Source organism: Prolixibacter denitrificans (assembly GCF_003014495.1).
Classification (GTDB): Bacteria; Bacteroidota; Bacteroidia; order Bacteroidales; family Prolixibacteraceae; genus Prolixibacter; species Prolixibacter denitrificans.
The window spans coordinates 392,644-413,910 of record NZ_PYGC01000002.1; the positions used below are offsets into that span (position 1 = coordinate 392,644).

14 protein-coding genes are annotated in these 21,267 nt (G+C 46.1%); 3 read left to right on the forward strand and 11 right to left on the reverse strand.

Annotated features, from left to right (window positions below; all coding sequences use genetic code 11):
- Positions 1-114: 114 nt before the first annotated feature.
- The 4 genes from CLV93_RS05365 to CLV93_RS20640 form a co-directional block, all read right to left on the reverse strand.
- Complete coding sequence (locus CLV93_RS05365) at positions 115-3,588, reverse strand: efflux RND transporter permease subunit (protein WP_106541142.1); 3,474 nt, start codon at positions 3,586-3,588, stop codon at positions 115-117.
- Between the two features lie 30 nt (positions 3,589-3,618).
- Entirely contained in the window at positions 3,619-4,743 is a 1,125-nt protein-coding gene (locus CLV93_RS05370) for an efflux RND transporter periplasmic adaptor subunit (protein ID WP_170108870.1), read from the reverse strand.
- An 82-nt stretch (positions 4,744-4,825) separates the two neighbouring features.
- Positions 4,826-6,163, reverse strand: a complete 1,338-nt coding sequence (locus CLV93_RS05375; RefSeq protein ID WP_106541144.1) for a TolC family protein — start codon at positions 6,161-6,163, stop codon at positions 4,826-4,828.
- Between the two features lie 195 nt (positions 6,164-6,358).
- Positions 6,359-6,622, reverse strand: coding sequence for a DUF1660 family phage protein (locus tag CLV93_RS20640; protein ID WP_106541145.1), 264 nt, complete (start codon positions 6,620-6,622; stop codon positions 6,359-6,361).
- Between the two features lie 315 nt (positions 6,623-6,937).
- Between CLV93_RS20640 and cysS the strand changes: the two genes are divergently transcribed.
- Positions 6,938-8,413 carry a cysteine--tRNA ligase gene (gene cysS, locus CLV93_RS05385; protein ID WP_106541146.1) on the forward strand — a complete coding sequence of 492 codons (1,476 nt, stop codon included), beginning with the start codon at positions 6,938-6,940 and terminating at the stop codon, positions 8,411-8,413.
- A gap of 147 nt (positions 8,414-8,560) precedes the next feature.
- A complete protein-coding gene (locus CLV93_RS05390; RefSeq protein WP_106541147.1) occupies positions 8,561-8,932 on the forward strand; it encodes a hypothetical protein in 372 nt (123 codons plus the stop codon).
- Between the two features lie 77 nt (positions 8,933-9,009).
- On the opposite strand, the gene rfbB is transcribed toward CLV93_RS05390, so the two are convergent.
- Both rfbB and galE read right to left on the reverse strand, forming a co-directional pair.
- Positions 9,010-10,065, reverse strand: a complete 1,056-nt coding sequence (rfbB, locus tag CLV93_RS05395) for a dTDP-glucose 4,6-dehydratase (protein WP_106541148.1) — start codon at positions 10,063-10,065, stop codon at positions 9,010-9,012.
- A gap of 45 nt (positions 10,066-10,110) precedes the next feature.
- Positions 10,111-11,139 carry a UDP-glucose 4-epimerase GalE gene (gene galE, locus CLV93_RS05400; protein ID WP_106541149.1) on the reverse strand — a complete coding sequence of 343 codons (1,029 nt, stop codon included), beginning with the start codon at positions 11,137-11,139 and terminating at the stop codon, positions 10,111-10,113.
- Positions 11,140-11,301: 162 nt separating this feature from the next.
- Between galE and CLV93_RS05405 the strand changes: the two genes are divergently transcribed.
- The gene (locus CLV93_RS05405) at positions 11,302-12,327 is read left to right on the forward strand and encodes an HU domain-containing protein (protein ID WP_106541150.1); all 1,026 of its coding nucleotides are present in this window, start codon (positions 11,302-11,304) and stop codon (positions 12,325-12,327) included.
- Positions 12,328-12,483: 156 nt separating this feature from the next.
- Here the strand turns inward: CLV93_RS05405 and CLV93_RS05410 are convergent, their stop codons facing one another.
- The 5 genes from CLV93_RS05410 to CLV93_RS05435 form a co-directional block, all read right to left on the reverse strand.
- Complete coding sequence (locus CLV93_RS05410; protein ID WP_146141955.1) at positions 12,484-16,980, reverse strand: PKD domain-containing protein; 4,497 nt, start codon at positions 16,978-16,980, stop codon at positions 12,484-12,486.
- 340 nt (positions 16,981-17,320) lie between these two features.
- Positions 17,321-18,109, reverse strand: coding sequence for a gluconate 5-dehydrogenase (locus CLV93_RS05420; protein ID WP_106541153.1), 789 nt, complete (start codon positions 18,107-18,109; stop codon positions 17,321-17,323).
- A 3-nt stretch (positions 18,110-18,112) separates the two neighbouring features.
- Complete coding sequence (gene kduI, locus CLV93_RS05425) at positions 18,113-18,955, reverse strand: 5-dehydro-4-deoxy-D-glucuronate isomerase (RefSeq protein ID WP_106541154.1); 843 nt, start codon at positions 18,953-18,955, stop codon at positions 18,113-18,115.
- Between the two features lie 24 nt (positions 18,956-18,979).
- The gene (locus CLV93_RS05430; RefSeq protein WP_106541155.1) at positions 18,980-20,131 is read right to left on the reverse strand and encodes a glycoside hydrolase family 88/105 protein; all 1,152 of its coding nucleotides are present in this window, start codon (positions 20,129-20,131) and stop codon (positions 18,980-18,982) included.
- 9 nt (positions 20,132-20,140) lie between these two features.
- Positions 20,141-21,166: a LacI family DNA-binding transcriptional regulator gene (locus CLV93_RS05435; RefSeq protein WP_106541156.1), complete on the reverse strand. Its 1,026-nt coding sequence runs from the start codon at positions 21,164-21,166 to the stop codon at positions 20,141-20,143.
- Between the last annotated feature and the right edge of the window lie 101 nt (positions 21,167-21,267).

Sequence of the window (21,267 nt, forward strand, 5' to 3'; positions counted from 1 at the left end):
GTTATGCTTTTCTCACAAATATTGCCTCTACGTCAATGTCGTGTTGAGAGAAGTGGTAAAAAAAGACGATCCATACCGGATCGTCTTTCATTACGTTTTAATCGTGGATTTTTTTTATTGTATCAATTCCTGACCGTAATTCTCAGTCATTAAATCAGTAGGAATTTTTCCTTGCCATTTCCGAATAGTGTAGTTTACTTTTACTGTAATCAGGTACATGACCGGCGCAATCACCAACGTAAGGAAGGTCGCGAATACCAGTCCGAAAATTACCGTCCAGGACATCGGTCCCCAGAAAGCAGTCATTTCTCCTCCAACGTAGAAGTCTGGATCGAATGAAGTGAACAGCTTAATGAAGTCGAAATTCAATCCAATGGCCAGCGGGAGTAACCCAAGAACAGTCGTGATGGCTGTCAGCAATACCGGACGGAGCCTCGTTTTTCCGGCTTTTACAATCAGTCCTTGCAGTTCCTTTATCTCAAGGAAAGCATCCTGCCGGTACGAAAGTTTTTCCTTCCGGCGCTGGCGTAACAGATCGATGTAGTCGACCAATACAATGCCATTGTTCACCACAATTCCCGCCAGTGAAATAATTCCGATTCCGGTCATCAGGATGACAAACTGCATTTTGAATGCACCCAATCCCAGGAATACTCCAATGGTACTGAATAGAACAGTTCCCACAATAATCAACGGCCTGATGAGCGAATTGAACTGAGTGACCAGGATAATCAGAATCAACGAGAGCGCGATTAACAATGCCTGGGTAAGGAAGGCCATCGTATCAGCTTGCTCTTCCTGCTCGCCGGTGAAATCGATTTTGTAGCCCGGAGGAACATCGAATCCTTTTAATACCTGGCGGATGCGTTCATTAATTTCATTGGCATTGTAACCTTCTTTCACGCCTGAGTAAAGTGTGATAACCCGGGTAAAATCCTTCCGGTTGATCTTGTCGTAGGTGGTTCCGTACTGGAAATCGGCTACAGCCGAAATTGGAATAGCCTTTTTGGCACCGTCGCCGCCACCGTTGACATCAATGCGCTGATTCATCAGAGAAGCGACATTGTTCCGGTATTTATCCTTGAACCGGAGCATGATGTCGTACTCGTCTTCACCTTCTTTGTACTTGCCAACTTTGCGGCCGTACAATGAACTCCGGAGCGCATAGGCAACCTGTTGTGTCGACAATCCAAACCGTCGCACTTTATCGCGGTCAACGTCTACCACCATTTCCGGCTTGTCTACATTCAAGTCGATTTTCAATTGGTCGATTCCCGGAATATTTTCCGCATCGATTAACGATTTCACCTGTGTCGAGAGTTTGATTAATTCATCGAAGTCGTCGCCGGAAATTTCCAGGTTGATGGGATTTCCTACTGGTGGTCCCATTTCGTCTTTATCGAGCGAAATTTTAGCTCCAACAAATCCCGACAGGTTATCTGTCAGTTTCTGCATAATCTCCGACGTATTCTCGCCGTGTCGGTATTTAAATTCCTTGAACGAAATAGTCGTAAGCGATTTGTTCGTCTCGCGGTTCGAACCTAACATCTGACCTTTGCCCACGCCCACGACGGTATTGATCGACTTAACAATGTCCATGTACGGCTCAAGCGTTTTGTAGACAATGGATTCAACCTGTTTCGACACTTTGTTGGTTCGATCCAAATCGGTTCCTACCGGGAGTTCCATCGTAATATAGACCGAACTTGGATCAACGTCCGGGAAGAACAGGACACCCGATTGGCGGCTCATGAAAAACATGAGAGAGAAAACCAGAACAACAAAAGTTCCGGTAACGAAGAGCCATGGTTTTCTTCCTTTCAACGCGAAAGTGAGTGTTTTTTCGTAGGCATTTTCCATGCGCGGAATAAAGTGCTCCTGAAAAGCCCGCGCCAATGGACGCATGATATAATGGTTTCCCAGCATGATCAGCGTGATGACTGCCATTACATTACCCAGCCAATACAACTTCATGAAATAAAATGGAATGGACAGAATGGCAAAAATTGATGCATTGCGCCAGAGTTTGGTGATGTTCTTCTTCCCGTGCAGATTCTCCAGTTTCATGAAGGTGGAAGTAAATGCCGGATTCAGAATCAATGCCACAAACAGCGACGAGGTCAGTACGATAATCAGCGTGATGGGAAGATATTTCATGAATTCTCCCATGATTCCCTTCCAGAAGACCAATGGAAAGAACGCTGCCAGCGTGGTTGCCGTTGACGAAATAATCGGGTAGGCAATTTCACTGACCCCTTTCTTGGTTGCTGTCATCGCATCACTTCCGTGGGAATAGAGCCGGTAGACATTTTCGACCACCACAATAGCGTTATCGACCAGCATACCTAACGCCAGAATCATGGAAAAAAGCACCATGAAGTTCAGCGTATAGCCCATCTGCTTGATGATAATGAACGAAATGAACATCGACATCGGGATGGCCAAACCGGAGAACAGTGCATTACGCGGCCCCATGAACAGGTACAAAATGAACATCACCAACAACATTCCCATGATAATGGAATTCTCCAGGTTGTTGATTTGGTTCCGGATATAAGTCGTGCTATCGTCAGAAACAACAACGTTCAGTCCGGAAGGAATGGCTCCGCTATCTTTTGCTTTTTGAATAACCTGGTAAACTTTGTCGGATGCATCCAATACATTGGCACCGCTCTTTTTCACGATGGAAAGACTCACAACCGGCATTTTGTCCAGTCGCGAGATGGTAGTTCGTTCCTGGAATCCGTCAGTAACATTCCCGATGTCGCGCAGGTATACCACGTTTCCGTTTTCCGATTTCACAATCGTGTTGCGAATCTGGTTCATGTTGGTGTAGTCGGCCTGCGTACGAATGGAACGGCGGGTATCATCGGAAATCATTTCTCCCGCCCCCATGGTCACATTCTCAAACCGGATGGCATCTTCAATATCCTGGAAGCTCACATTACTAGCTTCGAGCATGTACGGATCGACATCAATCTGAATTTCCCGTTCGTCGATTCCCTGGATATCGGCTTCCGATATTTCGGACAATCCTTCCAGTTCATCCTGCAGTTTTTCCGCATAACGCTTCAACTCTGACAAACTGTAGTCGCCATAAAGGTTGATGCTCATAATGGGAAATTCCTCAAAATCAAAATCTTCCACCGACGGGTCATTATCCAAATCATCGGGAAGTTCGCTCTTGGCTTTGTCAACCTGGTCCTTGGTGTCCTGCAATGCCTGTTTTACCGGCACATCGGTTTCAAATTCGAGGACAATCAAACTCATATCCTGGTAAGAAGACGAGCTGACATTTTTAACGCCTTTCAGGTTTTTCAACTCCTTCTCGATAGGACGCGTAATCAGGTTTTCAATATCGACCGGTGAGTTTCCCGGATAAACGGTCGAAATCATCACATAGGGAATCACAATCTCCGGATTGAGCTCCCGCGGCATCTGCTGATACGAGAGCAATCCGAAGCCAGCCAGGATCGCTGTCAGAATAAAAACCGTTGTTTTATTCTTCAGAGCAGCATACGTCGGCTTAAAAATCCGGTGAATACCCTCGGTATTAGATGAATTATTGTTGTTCTCAATATTCGACATCGGAATCTTTTGTTACAAGTTGTTTGGCAATTAATGAATGGCAATAGGTGAACCGTCGACGACCTGTTCGTAACCTTCTACAATTAGTTTTTCACCGGATTTTAGGCCGTTGCTCAACATGGTGTAGTTGTTGTTATTGCGACCGGTTTCGACATACCGCTTCGAAGCTTTCCACTTTCCTGAATTTTGGGCGGCAACAAATACGTACTTTCCGTTGAAATCATTCTTGATCAAGATAGACGGAACAACGATGGCGTCGTTGGCTTTGTAATCGGTGATGTGCAGCAACGAAACCAGGTTCGGACGAATCTCCTTGTCGGGATTATTCAGGTTAACCCTGACCTGGAAAGTCCGGTTGTCGGGATTGATGGTACTCGACTTCCGGAAAATCGGTGCGGTGACCGTTTTCTTCAGGGCCGGGAAATTGATATCTACTTCCTGTCCGGCATGAATGGAAGTCAGGTAGGCTTCCGATACATCGGCATAAATCCGCACATTGGAGATGTTGACGACCTTGGCAAACGGAATGGCTGGTCCGGCAATCTCGCCTTGCTTTTGGTAGATACGATCGACTACTCCATCTACCGGCGATTTAATAATCGCCATATCGAGTTGAGCCTGCAATCCTTCCAGTTTGCGTTCCAGCGATTCTTTGTTCGATTTGGCCTGCAGGTATTCAATCTCGGAACCGATGTGTTGGTCCCACAGTTTCTGCTGACGTTCGAAAACCGTTTTGGCCAACTCAAGCTGAATCTGCAAATCTTCGATGTTTCGCTGAATCGCTTCGGTATTCAGGCGGCCCATCACAGTTCCTTTTCTTACATGCTGTCCTTCGGTTACATCGATGGAAATAATGTTTCCAGCGGTTTCCGGAGCTACCGTAACATCTTCGTCGGCTTCTACATTGCCGGTCACTTCGATGGTATGCGTAAAGCGTTTCGGGACAACGGTATCCACCTTGACGGGAATTGTTTTATCTACTTTTTCGGTGCCCAGTTCCTTTTCCAGTTGGGCAATCTTCTGCTTCAGTTCCGTAGCCTGTTGGCGATAATCCTGAAGCAATTGTTCTTTGGCTTTGCGGTCACCTTCTTCGGTTGTAGTGGCGCTGCAGGCCATCAAAACAACGAGTGGTAATATCAGTAATAGCTTTTTCATCTTTCCGGGTTGTATCAATTTCAAATCGTTAAGCTGGTATATGTTCATTTTCTTGACTGGTAGTTAAACCGTTGAGCAATTACTATAAATTTCCTTCTGCTTTGTCGAGATTGATTTTCGACTGTAATAACTGTAGCATGGATATCAGGTAATTGGAATAAGCTGTCAGGTACTGCGTCTCGTTTTGCGATAACTCGGTACTGGAGGCAATTCCGTTATTGAATTTTATTTGTGTTTTGTCGTAAATCCGCTGTGCGATGGCTCTGTTTTCCTTATCGTTTTTGTATTTGTCCATCGCACTTTCCATGTCCGACAATGCGGTCAGATATTGCATCTGAAGGTTCTGAATGTTTTGCAACTGTTCATTTTCAGCTTTTTTTACTTCGAGTTTTGCCTGATTGATCCGCGAAGTACGTGCACCGGAATAAGTGATGGGCAACGTGATTTGCAAACCAACCATCGAGGATGGATACCAATCGGCTGTTGTAACATTAAATTCATTGCTGTAAGCCGTTTTCTGGTAGTTGTAAAAAGCGTTTAGCTTGGGCAGAAAACTGACCTTCTCCAGGCTGAGTAACGATTGTTTGGCGGCTACCTGGGTTTCCTGCATCCGGTAATCGATGTGCTGTGTATAATCGAACTTCCCGGTTAACGCTGCTCCGGTTTGGATGGGCTGAATAAATCGCGAAAGACTGTCTTTCAGCTGAATGTCCCAATCCACATTCATGCCCATCGCGAATTTCAGGACCATCTTCGATACCCTGATTTCACGCTCGGCTTTGATCACTTCGTTTTCGGCCTGTTGTTGCATCAACTGCAGTTGTTCCACATCCTGTTCTTCGCGAAAGCCATTTTGGTAATAGGCTTTTGCTTCTTTCAGCAGCTGTTCGCTGTTCAGCAGATTGTCTTTCACTATACCCATTTTTTCTTCAGCAATCAGCGTTGTGAAATAGGCGCTGGTGACTGCTTCCCTTACGGCGATATTGGTTTTTTCTTTCGCATTACGGGCCAAGTCCACATAAATTTTAGCTGATTTCAGGCCAATGAGGTACGAGCCATCGAAAATCATCTGGGAAACCGACAGGCCAAAATTGGAGTTGTAATCCTGTCCAAATTTCACTGGTATATAGGTTCCGGGATCGCCACCAACAAATTCAGCCGGAATAAGCGATACCGGCAAATTCAGGTTGGCCGTATATCCGGCCGAGGCATCCACCTGCGGTAGTCCGGAAGCAATGGTTTCCCACACTTTTTTTTGAGACGTCTGCAAATCAATGTCAGCGTTTTTCGAATTGAACGAGTGCTCCATCGCGTACTGAAGCGCTTCATCAAGTGTGAAATATAGTGTGTCCGGTTGCTGGGCCTTTGCCCCGTAAATAAACATCAGGCAAAGTGAAGCAAGTAAAAGTGTCTTTCTCATCGTTAATTATTCAGGTTAATCTATTTTTTTCATACTTACATCTTTGTGTTTGGGGGAAACTAACGAGGTAGGTATGACGATTTTAATTACTGGTGTTAGTGCAAAAATAGAGGGGGACAAAATGCGTTTCAAGAGGGAATCGGTAAACGGCGGCGTTGTATCGGTGAATGGCGTTCGGTAAAAGATTGAGGAATGTCAGAAGGAATAAATGTCTCTCTTGCCTTTTACTTTCTGAACGGCTCTTCGTACCGGTAATAGTCTCCACTTTATGTACCCGTTCCAGTCAAACCAGCGGTCTTGCTCATCGCATTTCTTTCCGCAACGTCGGCAATGTTCGTTCTCATTCGAGCAAGCATTTATTGGGTCAAAATTGTGTCCGAACAGGAAGCAGACAATGTGGAAAGGTTTCCGTTGTGGTATGTCAGAATGATGATTTTCCATTGTTCTTCGTTTTTTCATGGTTGGTGAAATCTGTCAAGTACTAGAAAAAGGGGCTTCGTTTGGTCTTGCAAATCTAAGCCGTGGTGTTTCCCCGGTCGTCTCATTTTCTGAAAACGGGAAACCCTCGGGACTTGAATTTACGATCTGGCGCTTTTTCAATGACAATTCAAAAATCGAATAACCTGAACGCAGATGAAACGAAAAATCGGTGAATGGCGGTTATTCGTCGGTAAATGACAATCCGACTCCTTTCGGCGAAAGCTGTGGTATGTCGCTTTTTCATCCGCACTGATTTTTCTACCTTTGTGCATCAATTTTTAATTCTTAACCCGAATGGACAAGCTCGTCATTTACAATACGCTTACGCGGAAGAAAGAATTGTTCAAACCCATTCATCCCGGAGCGGTGGGGATGTATGTCTGTGGACCGACAGTTTACGGTGAAGCACACCTGGGACACGCCCGGCCGGCTATCACGTTCGATATGCTTTTCAGATATTTGAAACACATAGGCTATAAAGTGCGCTATGTGAGGAACATTACCGATGTAGGCCACCTGGTTGACGACGCTGATGAGGGAGAGGATAAAATTGAACGCAGAGCGAAAGTCGAGCAGCTGGAGCCAATGGAGGTTGTGCAGATCTACACCAACAGCTACCGCGGAAATATGGCCCGGCTGAATAACCTTCCACCGAGTATCGAACCGACCGCATCAGGTCATATCATCGAGCAGGTTGAGGCGGTGAAGAAGATTCTGGAAGCCGGATACGGCTATGAAAGTAATGGCTCCGTTTATTTCGATGTAGAGAGATTCTCGAAAGACCATCATTACGGCAAACTTTCCGGAAGAAAAGTGGAAGACCTTTATTCCAATACCCGTGAACTGGACGGACAATCGGAGAAAAGATCGTCGATGGATTTTGCTCTGTGGAAGAAAGCAACGCCCGAGCATATCATGCGCTGGCCTTCGCCGTGGAGCGATGGTTATCCCGGCTGGCACATGGAGTGTACGGCTATGAGCACCAAATACCTGGGCGAGCGGTTTGACATCCACGGAGGCGGAATGGATTTGCTGTTTCCCCATCACGAAGCGGAAATAGCACAAAGTGTAGCTTGCACCGGACATGAATCGGTGAACTACTGGATGCACAACAACCTGATTACCATCAACGGTCAGAAGATGGGCAAGTCGCTGGGGAATTTTATTACGCTCAACGAGCTGTTCGGAGGTAAGCACGATTTGCTGGAGAAGGCCTACAGTCCGATGACGATTCGTTTCTTCATTCTTCAGGCACATTACCGCAGCCCGCTTGATTTTTCGAACGAAGCGCTGCAGGCGGCGGAGAAAGGGATGGAGCGTTTGATGAAAGCGATTGAAGTATTGGGAAATCTGCCAGTTTCCGCTGAATCTACCGTTGATGTAGCCGCTTTGAAGCAAAAGTGCTACGAAGCGATGAACGATGATTTGAACAGTCCTATTCTGATTGCGCATCTGTTTGATGGTGTGAAGATGATTAATTCTATTAATGATGGGAAAGAAAAGATTTCAGCAGAGGATTTGACTGCGCTTCAACAGCTGTACCACGAATTTGCATTTGATATTCTGGGCTTGCAGTCGGAGGAGCAAGCAGCTGCTGGTGGAGGCGAAGAAACGATGACACACGTTGTGGATTTATTGTTGAATTTGAGGATCGAGGCCAAGAAAAATAAAGACTGGGCAACCGCCGATAAGATTCGGAATGAATTGAGTGCCCTTGGATTTGAAATAAAAGATACCAAAGATGGCTTTTCCTGGGAACTGAAGAAATAAAATGAACACTTGATATCGAACAGAAACCTGCTTCAGATGAGGCAGGTTTTTTTTGTGCCTTCTCATTTTTAATGTTCAGAAAATGCCCTTAAATTTAGAAAGCACCATGCAGGTGAAACCAAAGTCATTAACTACAAAAACGTGCTTATGAAAACTTGTCGAATAATTGCTGCATTTGCTTTGCTCTTGATGGTTGCTTTTCAAGCGAAAGCTGGTACCGATGAAAAGAATAAAATAGCTGGTACCTGGGAATATTCAGCACCCACTGCACCCTATCCTTACACGTCAGGACGAATTGTGCTGAAGGAAGCTGAAAGCGGTTTGGCCGGAGAGCTGGTGGTCGAAGGGAATCGTTTACCCGCGTCGTCGGTCGCTTTCGAAAATAATGAGCTGGTGATGGAAATTGAAATCGAATATAATCTGGTAACGGTTAAGTTTAAACTGGTCGATGGTAGTTTAGTGGGCGAAGCCAATAGTCCGGATGGGCCCGTCGAAGTGAAGGCTTCCAAAGTGGAATAACATACCATACCTGAAGTAGAAAAGCCGGAAGCATAAAAACAACTTCCGGCTTTTTATTTTGAATGCAGAACTCGTGATTACCGGTTCTCGTACATTTCACGATAATAATTTTCGTAGGTTCCATTCACAATATTTTCCAACCATTCCTGGTTTCCCAGGTACCAATCGACGGTTTTTTCGATTCCTTCTTCGAATTGCAGCGACGGTTTCCAGCCCAACTCGTTCATCAACTTGGACGAATCGATGGCGTAGCGCAAATCATGACCGGCACGATCTTTCACAAAAGTGATGAGCTTCTCGGATGTTCCGGGTTCCCGATCCAATTTTTTGTCCATCACCTTGCAGAGGGTGCGAATCAGGTCAATATTGGTCCATTCGTTGTTACCACCAATGTTGTATGTTTCTCCCTCTTTTCCTTCCTGGAAAATGAGGTCGATGGCACGTGCATGGTCTTCAACGTAAAGCCAGTCGCGAATATTTTCTCCTTTTCCGTAAATCGGGATCGGCTTGTTGTTTTTAATGTTATTGATGGCCAGTGGAATCAATTTCTCCGGAAATTGATTTGGCCCATAGTTATTTGAGCAGTTCGAAATGACTACCGGAAGCCCGTAGGTGTTGTGATAGGCCCGGACCAAATGATCGGAGCTGGCTTTGGATGCAGAATAGGGGCTTTTAGGGTCGTAAGAAGTGGTTTCAGTAAAGAAACCTGTTGCTCCGAGCGAGCCGTAAACCTCGTCGGTTGAAATGTGATAAAACCGTTTCCCGGAATAATCATCTTTCCAGATTTCGCGGGCTGCATTCAGCAAATTAACCGTTCCCACGATGTTGGTCATGATGAACTCCATCGGGTTGCTGATGGACCGATCGACATGCGATTCGGCAGCCAGGTGCATCACGCCGTCGAACTGATATTTCCTGAAAAGTTTTTGTATAAAATCGTCATCGGTAATGTCGCCCTTTACGAACTGGTAATTGGGCTTGTTTTCGATGTCTTTCAGGTTCTCCAGGTTGCCGGCGTACGTCAGCGCATCGAGGTTGATGATTTGGTATTCCGGGTAACCGTTTACCAAACGGCGAACAACATGGGAGCCAATGAATCCGGCCCCTCCGGTAATTAAAATAGTTTTCTGCATGGTCTTGCTATTTCAGAACCCTAAAGGTAATAACAAAGGTTGTCGCTACTGTATATTCCTGACTTTCTTTTCCCAATTCCAGGCAGAAAGTAGTGTTTCTCCCAGTGATTTTTCTGCCTTCCAGCCCAGTATCTTGTTAGCCTTGGTAGTATCGGCATAGGTCTGCTCGATGTCACCTGCGCGGCGTCCTACAATCTGATAATTGAGGTCTACTCCGGTAACTTCAATGAAGGTTTTTACCAGTTCTAATACCGAGGCTCCTTTTCCGGTACCAATATTGAAAAACTCGTAGCGAGCATCATTTTTGTTTTCGAGTAGTCGTTCAATCGCTACCACGTGGGCTTTGGCCAAATCGACCACGTTGATGTAATCGCGTATGGCCGTTCCATCCGGAGTGTTGTAGTCGTCACCGAAGATGCTTAGCTTTTCGCGAAGCCCTGCTGCAGTTTGGGTGATAAAAGGAACCAGGTTGTTAGGAACACCACGGGGCAATTCACCAATAAGTGAGGACGGATGTGCCCCAACCGGGTTGAAATAGCGAAGTGCGATAGCGTTGATTCTCTCCATAGCTTTTACGCTGTCGCGGATAATATCTTCGGCCACTGCTTTGGTATTCCCGTAAGGTGATTCAGCTTCTTTTCTGGGCGTGTCTTCCGTAACCGGAAGAACATCAGGCTGACCGTAAACGGTACATGATGATGAAAAAACGAAGTTGGGAACATCATGTTTGGGCATCAGCTCCAGCAAATTCATCAGTGAAACCAGATTATTCCGGTAGTAAAGCAATGGTTTTTCAACCGATTCTCCTACTGCTTTACTGGCGGCGAAGTGAATGATGGCTTCTATATTCGGATATTTGTTGAAGAATGCTTCCAGTCGATTATAATCCTGAAGATTAAATTCCTCAAATGTGGGGCGAATACCGGTTATCTTTTCAATTTTATCCACTACATCGGCAGTCGAATTCGACAAATCATCAATAATAACCACATCGTAGCCGGCTTCCTGTAGTTCAACAACAGTATGAGATCCAATGTAACCCGTTCCTCCAGTTACCAGAATTTGCTTTTTCATGTATAGGTTCCTTTTATTTTTATTGGAGTCTCAAAAATAGGAATTATAGGATAAAATTTTGCTTCTCAGGAGGATCAGTTCTCAAGCTATTCTGTTTGATAACTTTATTGTAAAGTAAGGTTTGGCTTCACCTAATTTTTCGCTACATTTGGTTGCTAAGAAATGCGAAAAGGGAAAATGGATATCAGCATCTATCTTATTGAATTAGTTCGAATTCACGATTGTGTTATCGTTCCTGAACTGGGTGGTTTCATTTCGAATTACCAGCCAGCTGGAGTCGATTACAACCGAAATACGTTTGCTCCTCCGCGCAAAGAGATTGTTTTTAACAGCAAGCTGACCGGAAACGATGGTTTGTTGGTGAATCACATTTCCGAAAGCGAAGGAGTAGGGTATTTGGAAGCCCGTCAGATTATTGCTGAATTTGTTGATGAAGCATGGTCGAAGCTCGAAAACGGTGAGAAACTGGAATTCCAGCACATCGGCTCGCTTCATTACGATAGGCATGAGAAGCTGATTTTTGAACCTGAACAGGCTGAAAATCTATTGCTTGATTCCTACGGAATGGGCGATTTTCATTTCCCGAAGATTGAGCGCAACGATTTGGTGCGGACGACCGCCCGCTTCGAAGACAAAGAGGCTGTGCGAGTCGTTTTCAATTCACGGACGGCAAAAAAATTGCTTATCGGAGTTCCGCTGATGCTGGCACTTACCCTGATACCTCTTTCCAAGCACATGCAACAGGGGGATACGTCAGGCGATCAGGCATCTACTACATCGTCTGTGTTATCAGTAATGGATAGCACGCCGGCAGACACGTTTGTTGCAGCAGATAAAATTCCGGCGGAGTCGGTGCCGGTGGAATCGAAAGCCAAATCCAAAGCGGATGAAAGGCTGGCAGACAATCAGTCGGTGAGTGAACCGGCGGTTAAAGTAGAAAAGCCCGCAACCAACGACGAAGCCACTCGTTTTTACCTGGTTGGCGGAAGTTTTAAAAAAGAAGTAAACGCAAAGAAATACCAGGACGATTTGATTCGCCAGGGGTACGATTCCCAGATTTTTACACTGGATAATGGATTTTACCGCGTAACGATTCAATCGTACAACGATCGCGACGAGGCGTTGGCCGTATTGGATAATCTGACAAAAGCCAATCCTAAATCGGGAATCTGGTTGCTGGAAGAATAGAAAAATATTGACAATACGATATTGGGCTGGCTTAATTGCCGGCCTTTTTTGTATCCGAAAAAATGCCACCCCGAATAAACGGGATGGCAAAAACGGGGGCATCCGGCTTTTGGTGCTTCTACAAAAGGGGTGCCGGTTTTCGGGGTATGGTTTTGGTTATTTCAAAATAATGGATTTCTGTGTTATTTCGTTTCCAACCGTCAACCTGGCGATATAAATACCCGACGGGTACCGGTTCAAATTAATATGTTCATTTTGTTGACACCCGTGGATTGAGATTTGTCGTTCGAAAACTTTGTTCCCGGTAGCGGAATAAATTTCCAACAGAATCAGTTCTCCTTCCATGTCGTTAATTGACAAATTCAATTCACCATTGGTTGGGTTCGGGAAAAGCGTCCATGATTCGTTCAGCGAGATAAGCTCATCCGAACTCGTCACGAGTGTTTCAGCATCATAGGTAGTAGATGCTTCTTCTGTATTTCCAACGTTGTCGGTGGCCACACTGTAAAACTTGTAGACATCGCCCACCTCGCCAACAAATTCAGCTGAGGTCTCTTTCGTGTGAACCAGCCACAAAACCGGGTCCTCATCATTCACCTTCACATAAATGTCGTAATATTCAATTCCGGCTGCGTTGTCCGTGCCCGACCAGGTAACCGTAAAAGTGGTTGGTCCGGTTTCTGCATCGAGTTGTTCCACCTGGCTTTCCGGAGCAATGACATCAACGGTGTTATGCCAGACATTGGTTTTGATAGGCTCATTGGCATCGAATACTATGGTGGCCTGGTTTTCGTAAGTCGTCCCGTTTGCTCCGGGCTCGTGTACACCTACCGTGAAGGAGACAAATCCTTCCCCTTCGGGCGATGTAACATTAGGTGGAAGAAAACCAACTTGCGGGTCTTCGTGGATATCCATGGTCAACGGGTCTAGCGAGGCAAATTGCCAGCTAATTACCCCGGTCAGGGTATCGACTTTTCCGGTTACCCGAAGAAGCAGGTTGCTGTTGAGTTCTACATCTGACGAGAAACTATACGTTTCCTGGGTGTTGGGCGTAATAATGGTGTCGCCGAATCCGAAGGAGCCAAAGGTGAAATCGCTTGCGCGGAACCGGGCTAAATCGAGCGTATCAGTAACCGTTACAATATGCGCTGGTGCCGATGCTGACGATTTGTTCTCAAAATAAATGGTGTACGGAAAACGCTGCGTTTCGGCGATATATTTCTCAGCTCCCGGACCATCCGGACCGACAATTTCATTGGGGTCAAATGAGGAGACGGCCGTTATTCCCCGGTCGTTTTTCGATTGTTTCGCCAACTTACGACACTCTTGATCCTTCTGATAGTTATCGTAAATATCCGCTCCGAACTGGAAGACGCCAATAGCCAGTTCATAAGCTTTGGCTGCCGGAACAAAATCGACCGCGCAGCTGGCAACTGTTTTAGCGTAGTTCCAAATCATACTTCCCCAGGTCGGTTTTTCATCGGCTTTAGGCTTGGAGAAATCCAACGGGTTCCAGATATACGTGGTCACCACATCTTTTACACAGCCGGCGCCGGGAAGTGCACTGGCAGCCAGATTGACCAAGCCGTTGGCGACCGCTCCTGCCTGTGCGCGCAACAGGCAATCCTGAATTTCTTCGTCCATGGGCGAGCCGAAGAATGGCTCGGAAACCCAGGCAAGAACCCGGATATCCGATGGTGATTTTAACCGAATATGTACTTCGTTGCTCGAGTTCGCAGGAATGATGGGAACATAAAACGGGTAAACTTTGGCATGGAATTCCTCGCCCATCACCTGATCGGTTTCATAAAAGGGTTGCAATAGTTCAGCCGGAATTTCCTCTCCGTTCGATTCAGCATACCCGTTGAAGCTTATGGTAAAGTCAATCAACTCAACCTCAGTATCCCAAGGAACAACGAGGAAAAGAGGAACACCCATGGCATCCACATTACTGTCGTTGCCGTAACGGATAGTGTACGTTTGCCACATGTTGAAAAGAATGCGACCTCGTCCCTGCACTTCTACCCAGGGCGAAGCTTCTTCTCCTTCCACTACCGTGAAACCTTCAGGAATGGTTACTGTTCCGGAAGCAGATTGCACGACTACATCCCATTTCCCAACCGCTTTTTCGTGCAAATCGAGGGTTCCGATCAGCACGCCCGGTTGGTAAAGACTGATTTCTTCAGCAACGACTTCTTCTCCACCCATGGTAATTTTGAAAGTAGAATTATCTGTCAAACCACCGCCATAGATTTTCACGGTTGCATAACCGGTGTTTCCGGCTACGTCATCTTCTATTCTGGCAATGCCTTCGATCGTAATGGTTTTGGTTGCCGAAAAGGATGTTCCGTTATTCGAAGCAGTGAGTGTCACGTTGTATTCACCGGGTCCGGAATACTCGTGAGTTGGATTAGCTAAATCGGAGGTTTCCCCATCGCCAAAATCCCAGGAATACTGTGTTGCGTTTTCTGATTTCTGATTGAAACTTACGGTTTGAATATTTTTGTATGCTTCAAAGGCTACTACTGGCGGTTGAGGCGAAGCGGCTGTAAATTCACCTGTTACCAGGTTAAAGCCATCAGCACCATGCCCGGTTAAATCTTTCAGACTTTCGTTGCAATTGATGTAAACCAAAAGTTTGTCTTCGGTTCCTGTCATTATATGCGTAGCCTTTTCAGCCATTTCTTCCTGGTTAAAGCCTTTTTCCCAAATCCTGATTTCGTCCAATCCGAGACCTAGAGGATTGCTCAGATAATAAGGACCAAAGATGTAGACACCGGGTTCCGGTTCAATCTTCCCGGTAACCGTTTTGCTGGCTACCTCCTTCCCATCGACAAACAGTTTGTAGTTTTTCAGACCGGCCCGTGCGTCGTAGCTATAACCTATGTGGTGCCATTTATCGTCGTATAAATCCGTTTTTGCTTCAATAACAAAAGTTCCCTTATCGGTAATCAAGGTTCCCCTTAACTTCGGGTTGTTCGCCGTATTGTAATCACGCATCACTTCAATCTCGAACTGCCGGTCGGCGGAACCGGCGTGGCTGTCCAGTTTCTCGAACAGAATAAAGCTTGAGCTTCCTTCTGTTGTAATGTCAATCCGGGTCCAAAATTCGATAGTAATTGCTGAGTCGATAGCTATTTCTGGCGTTTCCGGTATCTCGAGGTAGGATGGATTGTCGGCGCCCCTTGTAATGGTGAAGGCACTATTGGTTTCTGAAGGGGTATTCGCTGAAAGCAACCGACCAAAGATTACCTGGTTTTCCAAATCGGATGAAATTCTTCCGTTTCCCAGAAACCTCACGTTTCTGTCTTCGTCAGAAACGAAGTCACGCAAAATCATGTCATACATGTAAGTTGAGTAGGGATAGAGCATCTGTCCACTATCGAATGTTTCACCTTTGTCGGTTGAATAGCGGACGACTCCGGGGCTCCAGGCTGCAGCGACCTTGTTGGGGGACAGGGATAACAAAGGAAGATTGCCTTTCGGATAGCTGTAATCGGTGTTGAGTGTTTTCACCGAAGAAAAGCTGTTGCCGTTGTCGTTCGAAGTAATCAGGTACATCGACGAAGCCTTGTTGATAATGTAATCGGGGAATATGATGAAGATATCTTCGTCAAGAGTTGCTATGGTAATTCTTTGTCCGTTTATGGTGCCGGCTACGTCATCATCGCTGGCAAGCGAAACAGGTGTGGAAAAAGTATCTCCGTTATCCGCTGACCGGGCATAGCGCAGGTGTGTTTTTTCATCCGAGTCAATGAGCGTCCATATAACGGAGACAGTGGATCCTGATTTTGCAATCAGAGGAGCTCTTCGGTCAGTGGAGATGGATGCCCGGTGACGGTCATCAGTGTATCCTTCGGCCGGAACTGATAGTTCTGTTTCACTGAAGGTAGCACCCCCGTCGTGGGAAACGGCCATCTTCACATTGCCATAGTTGAAGCCATAGTAATAGTAAGCGTACGAGTAAAGTATATAGAGATCATTTCCGTCTGCCAGAAAATCATCGATACCCCAGCTTTCCGGTGCTAAAAACGGATTGAGCGTTACATCCGCACCGTCATTGGTAGAACTCAAAAGATAGAATTGTGTAGCGCCATTGTTGTTATTGTGCGTTACAAACACATTGTAGAGTGTCCCGTTGGAGTATTGTACGAACGAGTGATCGACCGAATTGTAAACATCACCTTCGTATACTGGTTTAGGCGTGCTGAATGAGACGCCTCCGTCTGTCGATGAGGTTAGGTAAAGAACGGCTTTGTCATCTACATTGCCGGCCTGTATCATCACAAACACTTTGTTTCTGTCGATTGCTAAACGTTTAAAGTTGTTGCTGGTCGCCATGCCTTGCCATGATTCGATGTCGGATGTAAACAGAACTTTCGTTGTTTCCCATGAGACTCCACTATCGGTGGAGCGACGGTAGTTCATGGTGTAGGTATTATCCGAATTTCTGGTTATCCAGATGGTGTGAATGGTTTCGCCGGAGACGATCATTTCAGGGGCATAAACCGGATTTCCTGATTCGTTTAAGTCGGTAAGACTAAAGGGAAGTGTTTGAGCAGTCGTCAGTAGACTGATAGTTGCCAGCAACAGAAATAAAATGGAGCGTTTCATGTATACCGGACGTTTTCGGGGCATTGTTAGAAAAGACATTTCGACAGGTTTAGGTTATGAATTTGATTTTTGGTTGGTGTCCTTTCTCCCAGGCATGAAGGGTTTAAAGGAATCAAATGGGCGATTGACACATTGTTTACACGAAAGAAGAGAGAAGCACCTTTATAAATTTACAATGGAAGTCCCCTTTGATAATTTTCATATTGTACAATCGGGCATTCAAATCGTAAAAAATTCAGGATGTATTGCTTGTGCGGGAAGACTTTTAGGAAATAAAAAATCCCGGTCAGAGCAAAGTGCCCCTGACCAGGATTCCTGAAATGAATGATATAATCTGCTTTATTAACCTACTGTCGATTGTTTTGGATATAGTGGAAAACTATTCATTCGAGGGCTTGCCGATGGTAGCCAGAATTCCGCCATCGACGTAAACTACTTGCCCGTTTACAAAATCGGATGCTTTGGATGCCAGAAAAATGGTGGTTCCAGCCAAATCTTCCGGATCGCCCCATCGTCCGGCCGGTGTACGACCAACAATGAAATCGTTGAACGGATGTCCGTTTACGCGAATAGGAGCAGTCTGCTCGGTTGCAAAATAGCCGGGGCCGATGCCGTTCACCTGGATATCATATTTGGCCCATTCAGTGGCCATGTTCCGGGTCAGCATTTTCAGTCCGCCTTTGGCTGCGGCGTAGGCACCAACGGTATCGCGGCCTAATTCGCTCATCATCGAGCAGATGTTGATGATTTTGCCGCCTGCATTTCTTTTCAGCAAGCGCTTTACCACATTGCGTCCCATGATAAACGGAGCTACCAAATCGATATCTACAACGGTGCGGAATTCTTCCACATCCATTTCAGTCATCGGAACACGCTTAATGATTCCGGCGTTGTTGACCAGTATATCAATGGGGCCAACCTCTTTTTCAATGGCATCAAGATTTTTGATGACTTCTTCTTCTTTGGTTACATCGAAGAGATAGCCTTTTACCTGGATACCGTCTTCAGCGTAAGCGGCGAGTGCCTTTTCCATCTTATCTGGGGTGTGGCCGTTAATGACCAGAGTTGCTCCCGCCTGTGCCAGCGCTTTGGCCATCGCCATCCCCAAACCATGAGTGGCACCGGTTACCAGCGCTACTTTGCCATTTAAGTCAAATAAGTTCATCATGGTTTATCGCAGTTCATCGGGTTGACTAAAATCCATATCGCTGTAATCGAGGTTTTCACCCGACATACCCCAGATGAAGGAGTAGTTGGAGGTTCCGGCACCGCTGTGAATCGACCACGAGGGAGACAAAACAGCTTGCTCATTGTGCATCCAGATGTGGCGGGTTTCCTTCGGCTTGCCCATGAAGTGGCAAACGCTTTGTCCTTCCGGTACATTAAAATAGAAGTACGCTTCCATTCTCCGATCGTGGGTGTGCGCAGGCATGGTGTTCCAAACGCTTCCGGGCTGCAGTTCTGTCAATCCCATCTGCAATTGACAAGTCTGAACGATTCCATTAATGATGAGCTGGTTGACTTTTCGCGCATTTGATGATTCGAGCGCTCCGAGTTCCAGCACATTGGCATCGGCCATGGTAACCAGTTTATTCGGGTAGCTAGTGTGCGCAGGAGCGGAGTTGATATAATAGTGGGCCGGCTTGCTGACATCCACACTTTCGAACTTTACTTTTTTCGTTCCTCTACCAAGATAAAGTGCCTCTTTGAAGTTGAGCTCATAAGTCTCACCGTCGGCGGTAATTTTCCCTTTTCCACCCACGTTGATGATTCCCATTTCTCTTCTTTCCAGGAAATAATCGGCTTTCAATGGTTCGATGCTCTCCAGTTCGAGTGCTTTGCTTTTCGGAATTGCACCTCCAACCATGTACCGATCGATGAACGAGTAGATGAAATGAATCTTGTCGTCATTCATCAGGTTGTCGACTAAGAATTCTTTGCGCAGACGCTCGGTATCGTAGCGTTTGGCGTCATCCGGGTGGACGTTGTGTCTCTTTTCGTATGTGGTAGTCATATCTATTTGATTTTTAATGAATCACTATTTTAATATTCGGTATATTTCACTTCCTGCGAGCAAAAATCCACCAACTCCATAAACTTCCGTCATGTCACTGGTTACCTGTTTAGGATCGGCGCCAATGGGTTGCACCCAACCCAGTTTCCCGTCAGGATGAACGGCGCGGACGAGTGCCTGCCAACCTTTCTGCACAACCGGCAGGTAAGTTTCTTTATCAAGCAGGCCGTTGGTGATTCCCCAGGCCAGGCCATACACGTAAAACGCGGTAGCACTGGTTTCCGGAGCCGGGTATGATTTCGGGTCAAGTAGGCTGGCATGCCAGTATCCTGAAGAGTCTTGTAGTGTCGCCAGTTTAGCCGCCATTTTCTTGAAGATATCTTCGAAATAGGGGCGTTCCTTGTAGTTGTCAGGTAGCTCCGTCATGATGATGGCCAAGCCTGCAAATACCCATCCGTTGCCTCGTCCCCAGAATATCTTTTGGCCATTGGCTTCCTTCATATTGAAATACCGGTCATCGCGATAAAACAAATTTTCATTCGTATCGAAGAGGTAATCGGTGGTGGCTTTATATTCTTTGAACATGAAATTCAGGTATTTCTTCTTTCCGGTTACGTTAGCCAGCGTCGCCCAAACAGTGGGTCCCATAAACAAGGCATCGCACCACGACCAGCGGTCGGTACAATTATTCCCTTTCTCATACGAGAAATTCTTTATGCTGGCATCCGACGGATTTTTCATGATCCAGTCCAACCTTTTCTTTGTTGGTTTCAGCATTTTTTTCTCGTGGTACTTTCGGTACATCTCGAGGTACATGAGTCCTACCACATGGTCGTCGGCATGATAAATCCGTTTACCCAGTTGCCAGTTAGTCTTTTCGCCAATGTTGTAAAGCCAATTGTAGTATTCAGGCGATTTGGCAATTTTTGCCCACTCGACCATTCCTTTGTAGAGAGCGCTATTCGTCCAGTCGGTGAGCTGGTGTTGAAGCGGGGTTTTGAGTTGCCAGTCGGCTACCTTTTCCATCGCCCTATATACATCCGGACGCGTGAGTTCTCCGGATAATGGTGCGGTGGTTTGCGCACGACTTACCGAAACGATTGGCAACAGAACTATCGCAACCAGTACTTTTGTGAGGCGACTGTATTTTATTTTTATGCAATCGATTGTCTTCATCGGCAAATTTTATTTCATGGTTGATTTTCGGATGACTAGTTTGGGTTGAATGTATTGTTGTTTAGCGCTTTTTTCAGCGTCTCCGGAGTCGATAATCCGGAACAGCATTTCGGCCGCGCTTTGTCCCATCTCTTCGGCTGACTGGTCGACAGAGGTCATAGCTGGTTCCATGAATTCGGTGAAGGGCTCGTTAGCGAAACCCGCCACAGCTACCTCTTCCGGGATACGAATTCCTGTTTTTTTCATGAAGAGAATCGCGCCTAGTGCAGAGTAGTCACTGCAGGAGAAAAGTCCGTCAGGACGATTTTGAACCGACTGACCAAAGATTTTCTCAACGAAAGCAGCCCCTTCTTCACGCGTAAGCGCTTGCTCAGCCATCCATCCCGGATTCACCGAAAGGTTATTTTTTTCCAGGGCGTCCGTAAAACCTCTTTTTCTTTCCCGGTAGTTATTCAAATAGTCAGGACCGCCCATGAAAGCAATCTTTCGACAACCTTGCCGGATGAGGTGTTCTGTTGCCTGAAAGGCTCCGGCATAATCGTCGAGTACGACCCGGTAGTTGTTCTCTTCTTCAAGTACGCGGTCAAAAAAGACGATGGGAATATCTCGCTTTAACACCTCCCGAATGTGTTCGTATTGCCTGGTTTCTGCCGAAAGTGACATGATAAATCCGTCAACCGGAATGCGTAAGAAAGCTTCCAGTCCGGCTTTTTCATTTTCCAGACTTTCATGCGACTGGAATATCACCACGTTTCGCTTGGCAGCACTGCTAACCGCTTCAATTCCGGCAATCGCATTCGAAAAGAAATGCCGGCTGATGCGGGGCACCAACACACCAATGGTGTTGCTACGACCTTTGCGCAGGTTCGAAGCATTGCTGTTGGGCTGGTAGTTCCATTTGGCCGCCAGTTCGGTCACGTCCTTCCGGGTTTTCTCGCTGATGCGGGGATTGTCCTGCAGTGCTCTCGAAACAGTAGAGGAAGATAATCCCAGCTCTTTGGCCAAGTCGTGTATGGTGATGCGCGGATTTTTCACCTTACAATATTAAGCAATGTAAAAAAGTTGTGCAACCGATTGCGCAATCAATTTTCAACAATTGAGCGAATGGTTCATGGGATTGTATATTATGTTGTTAT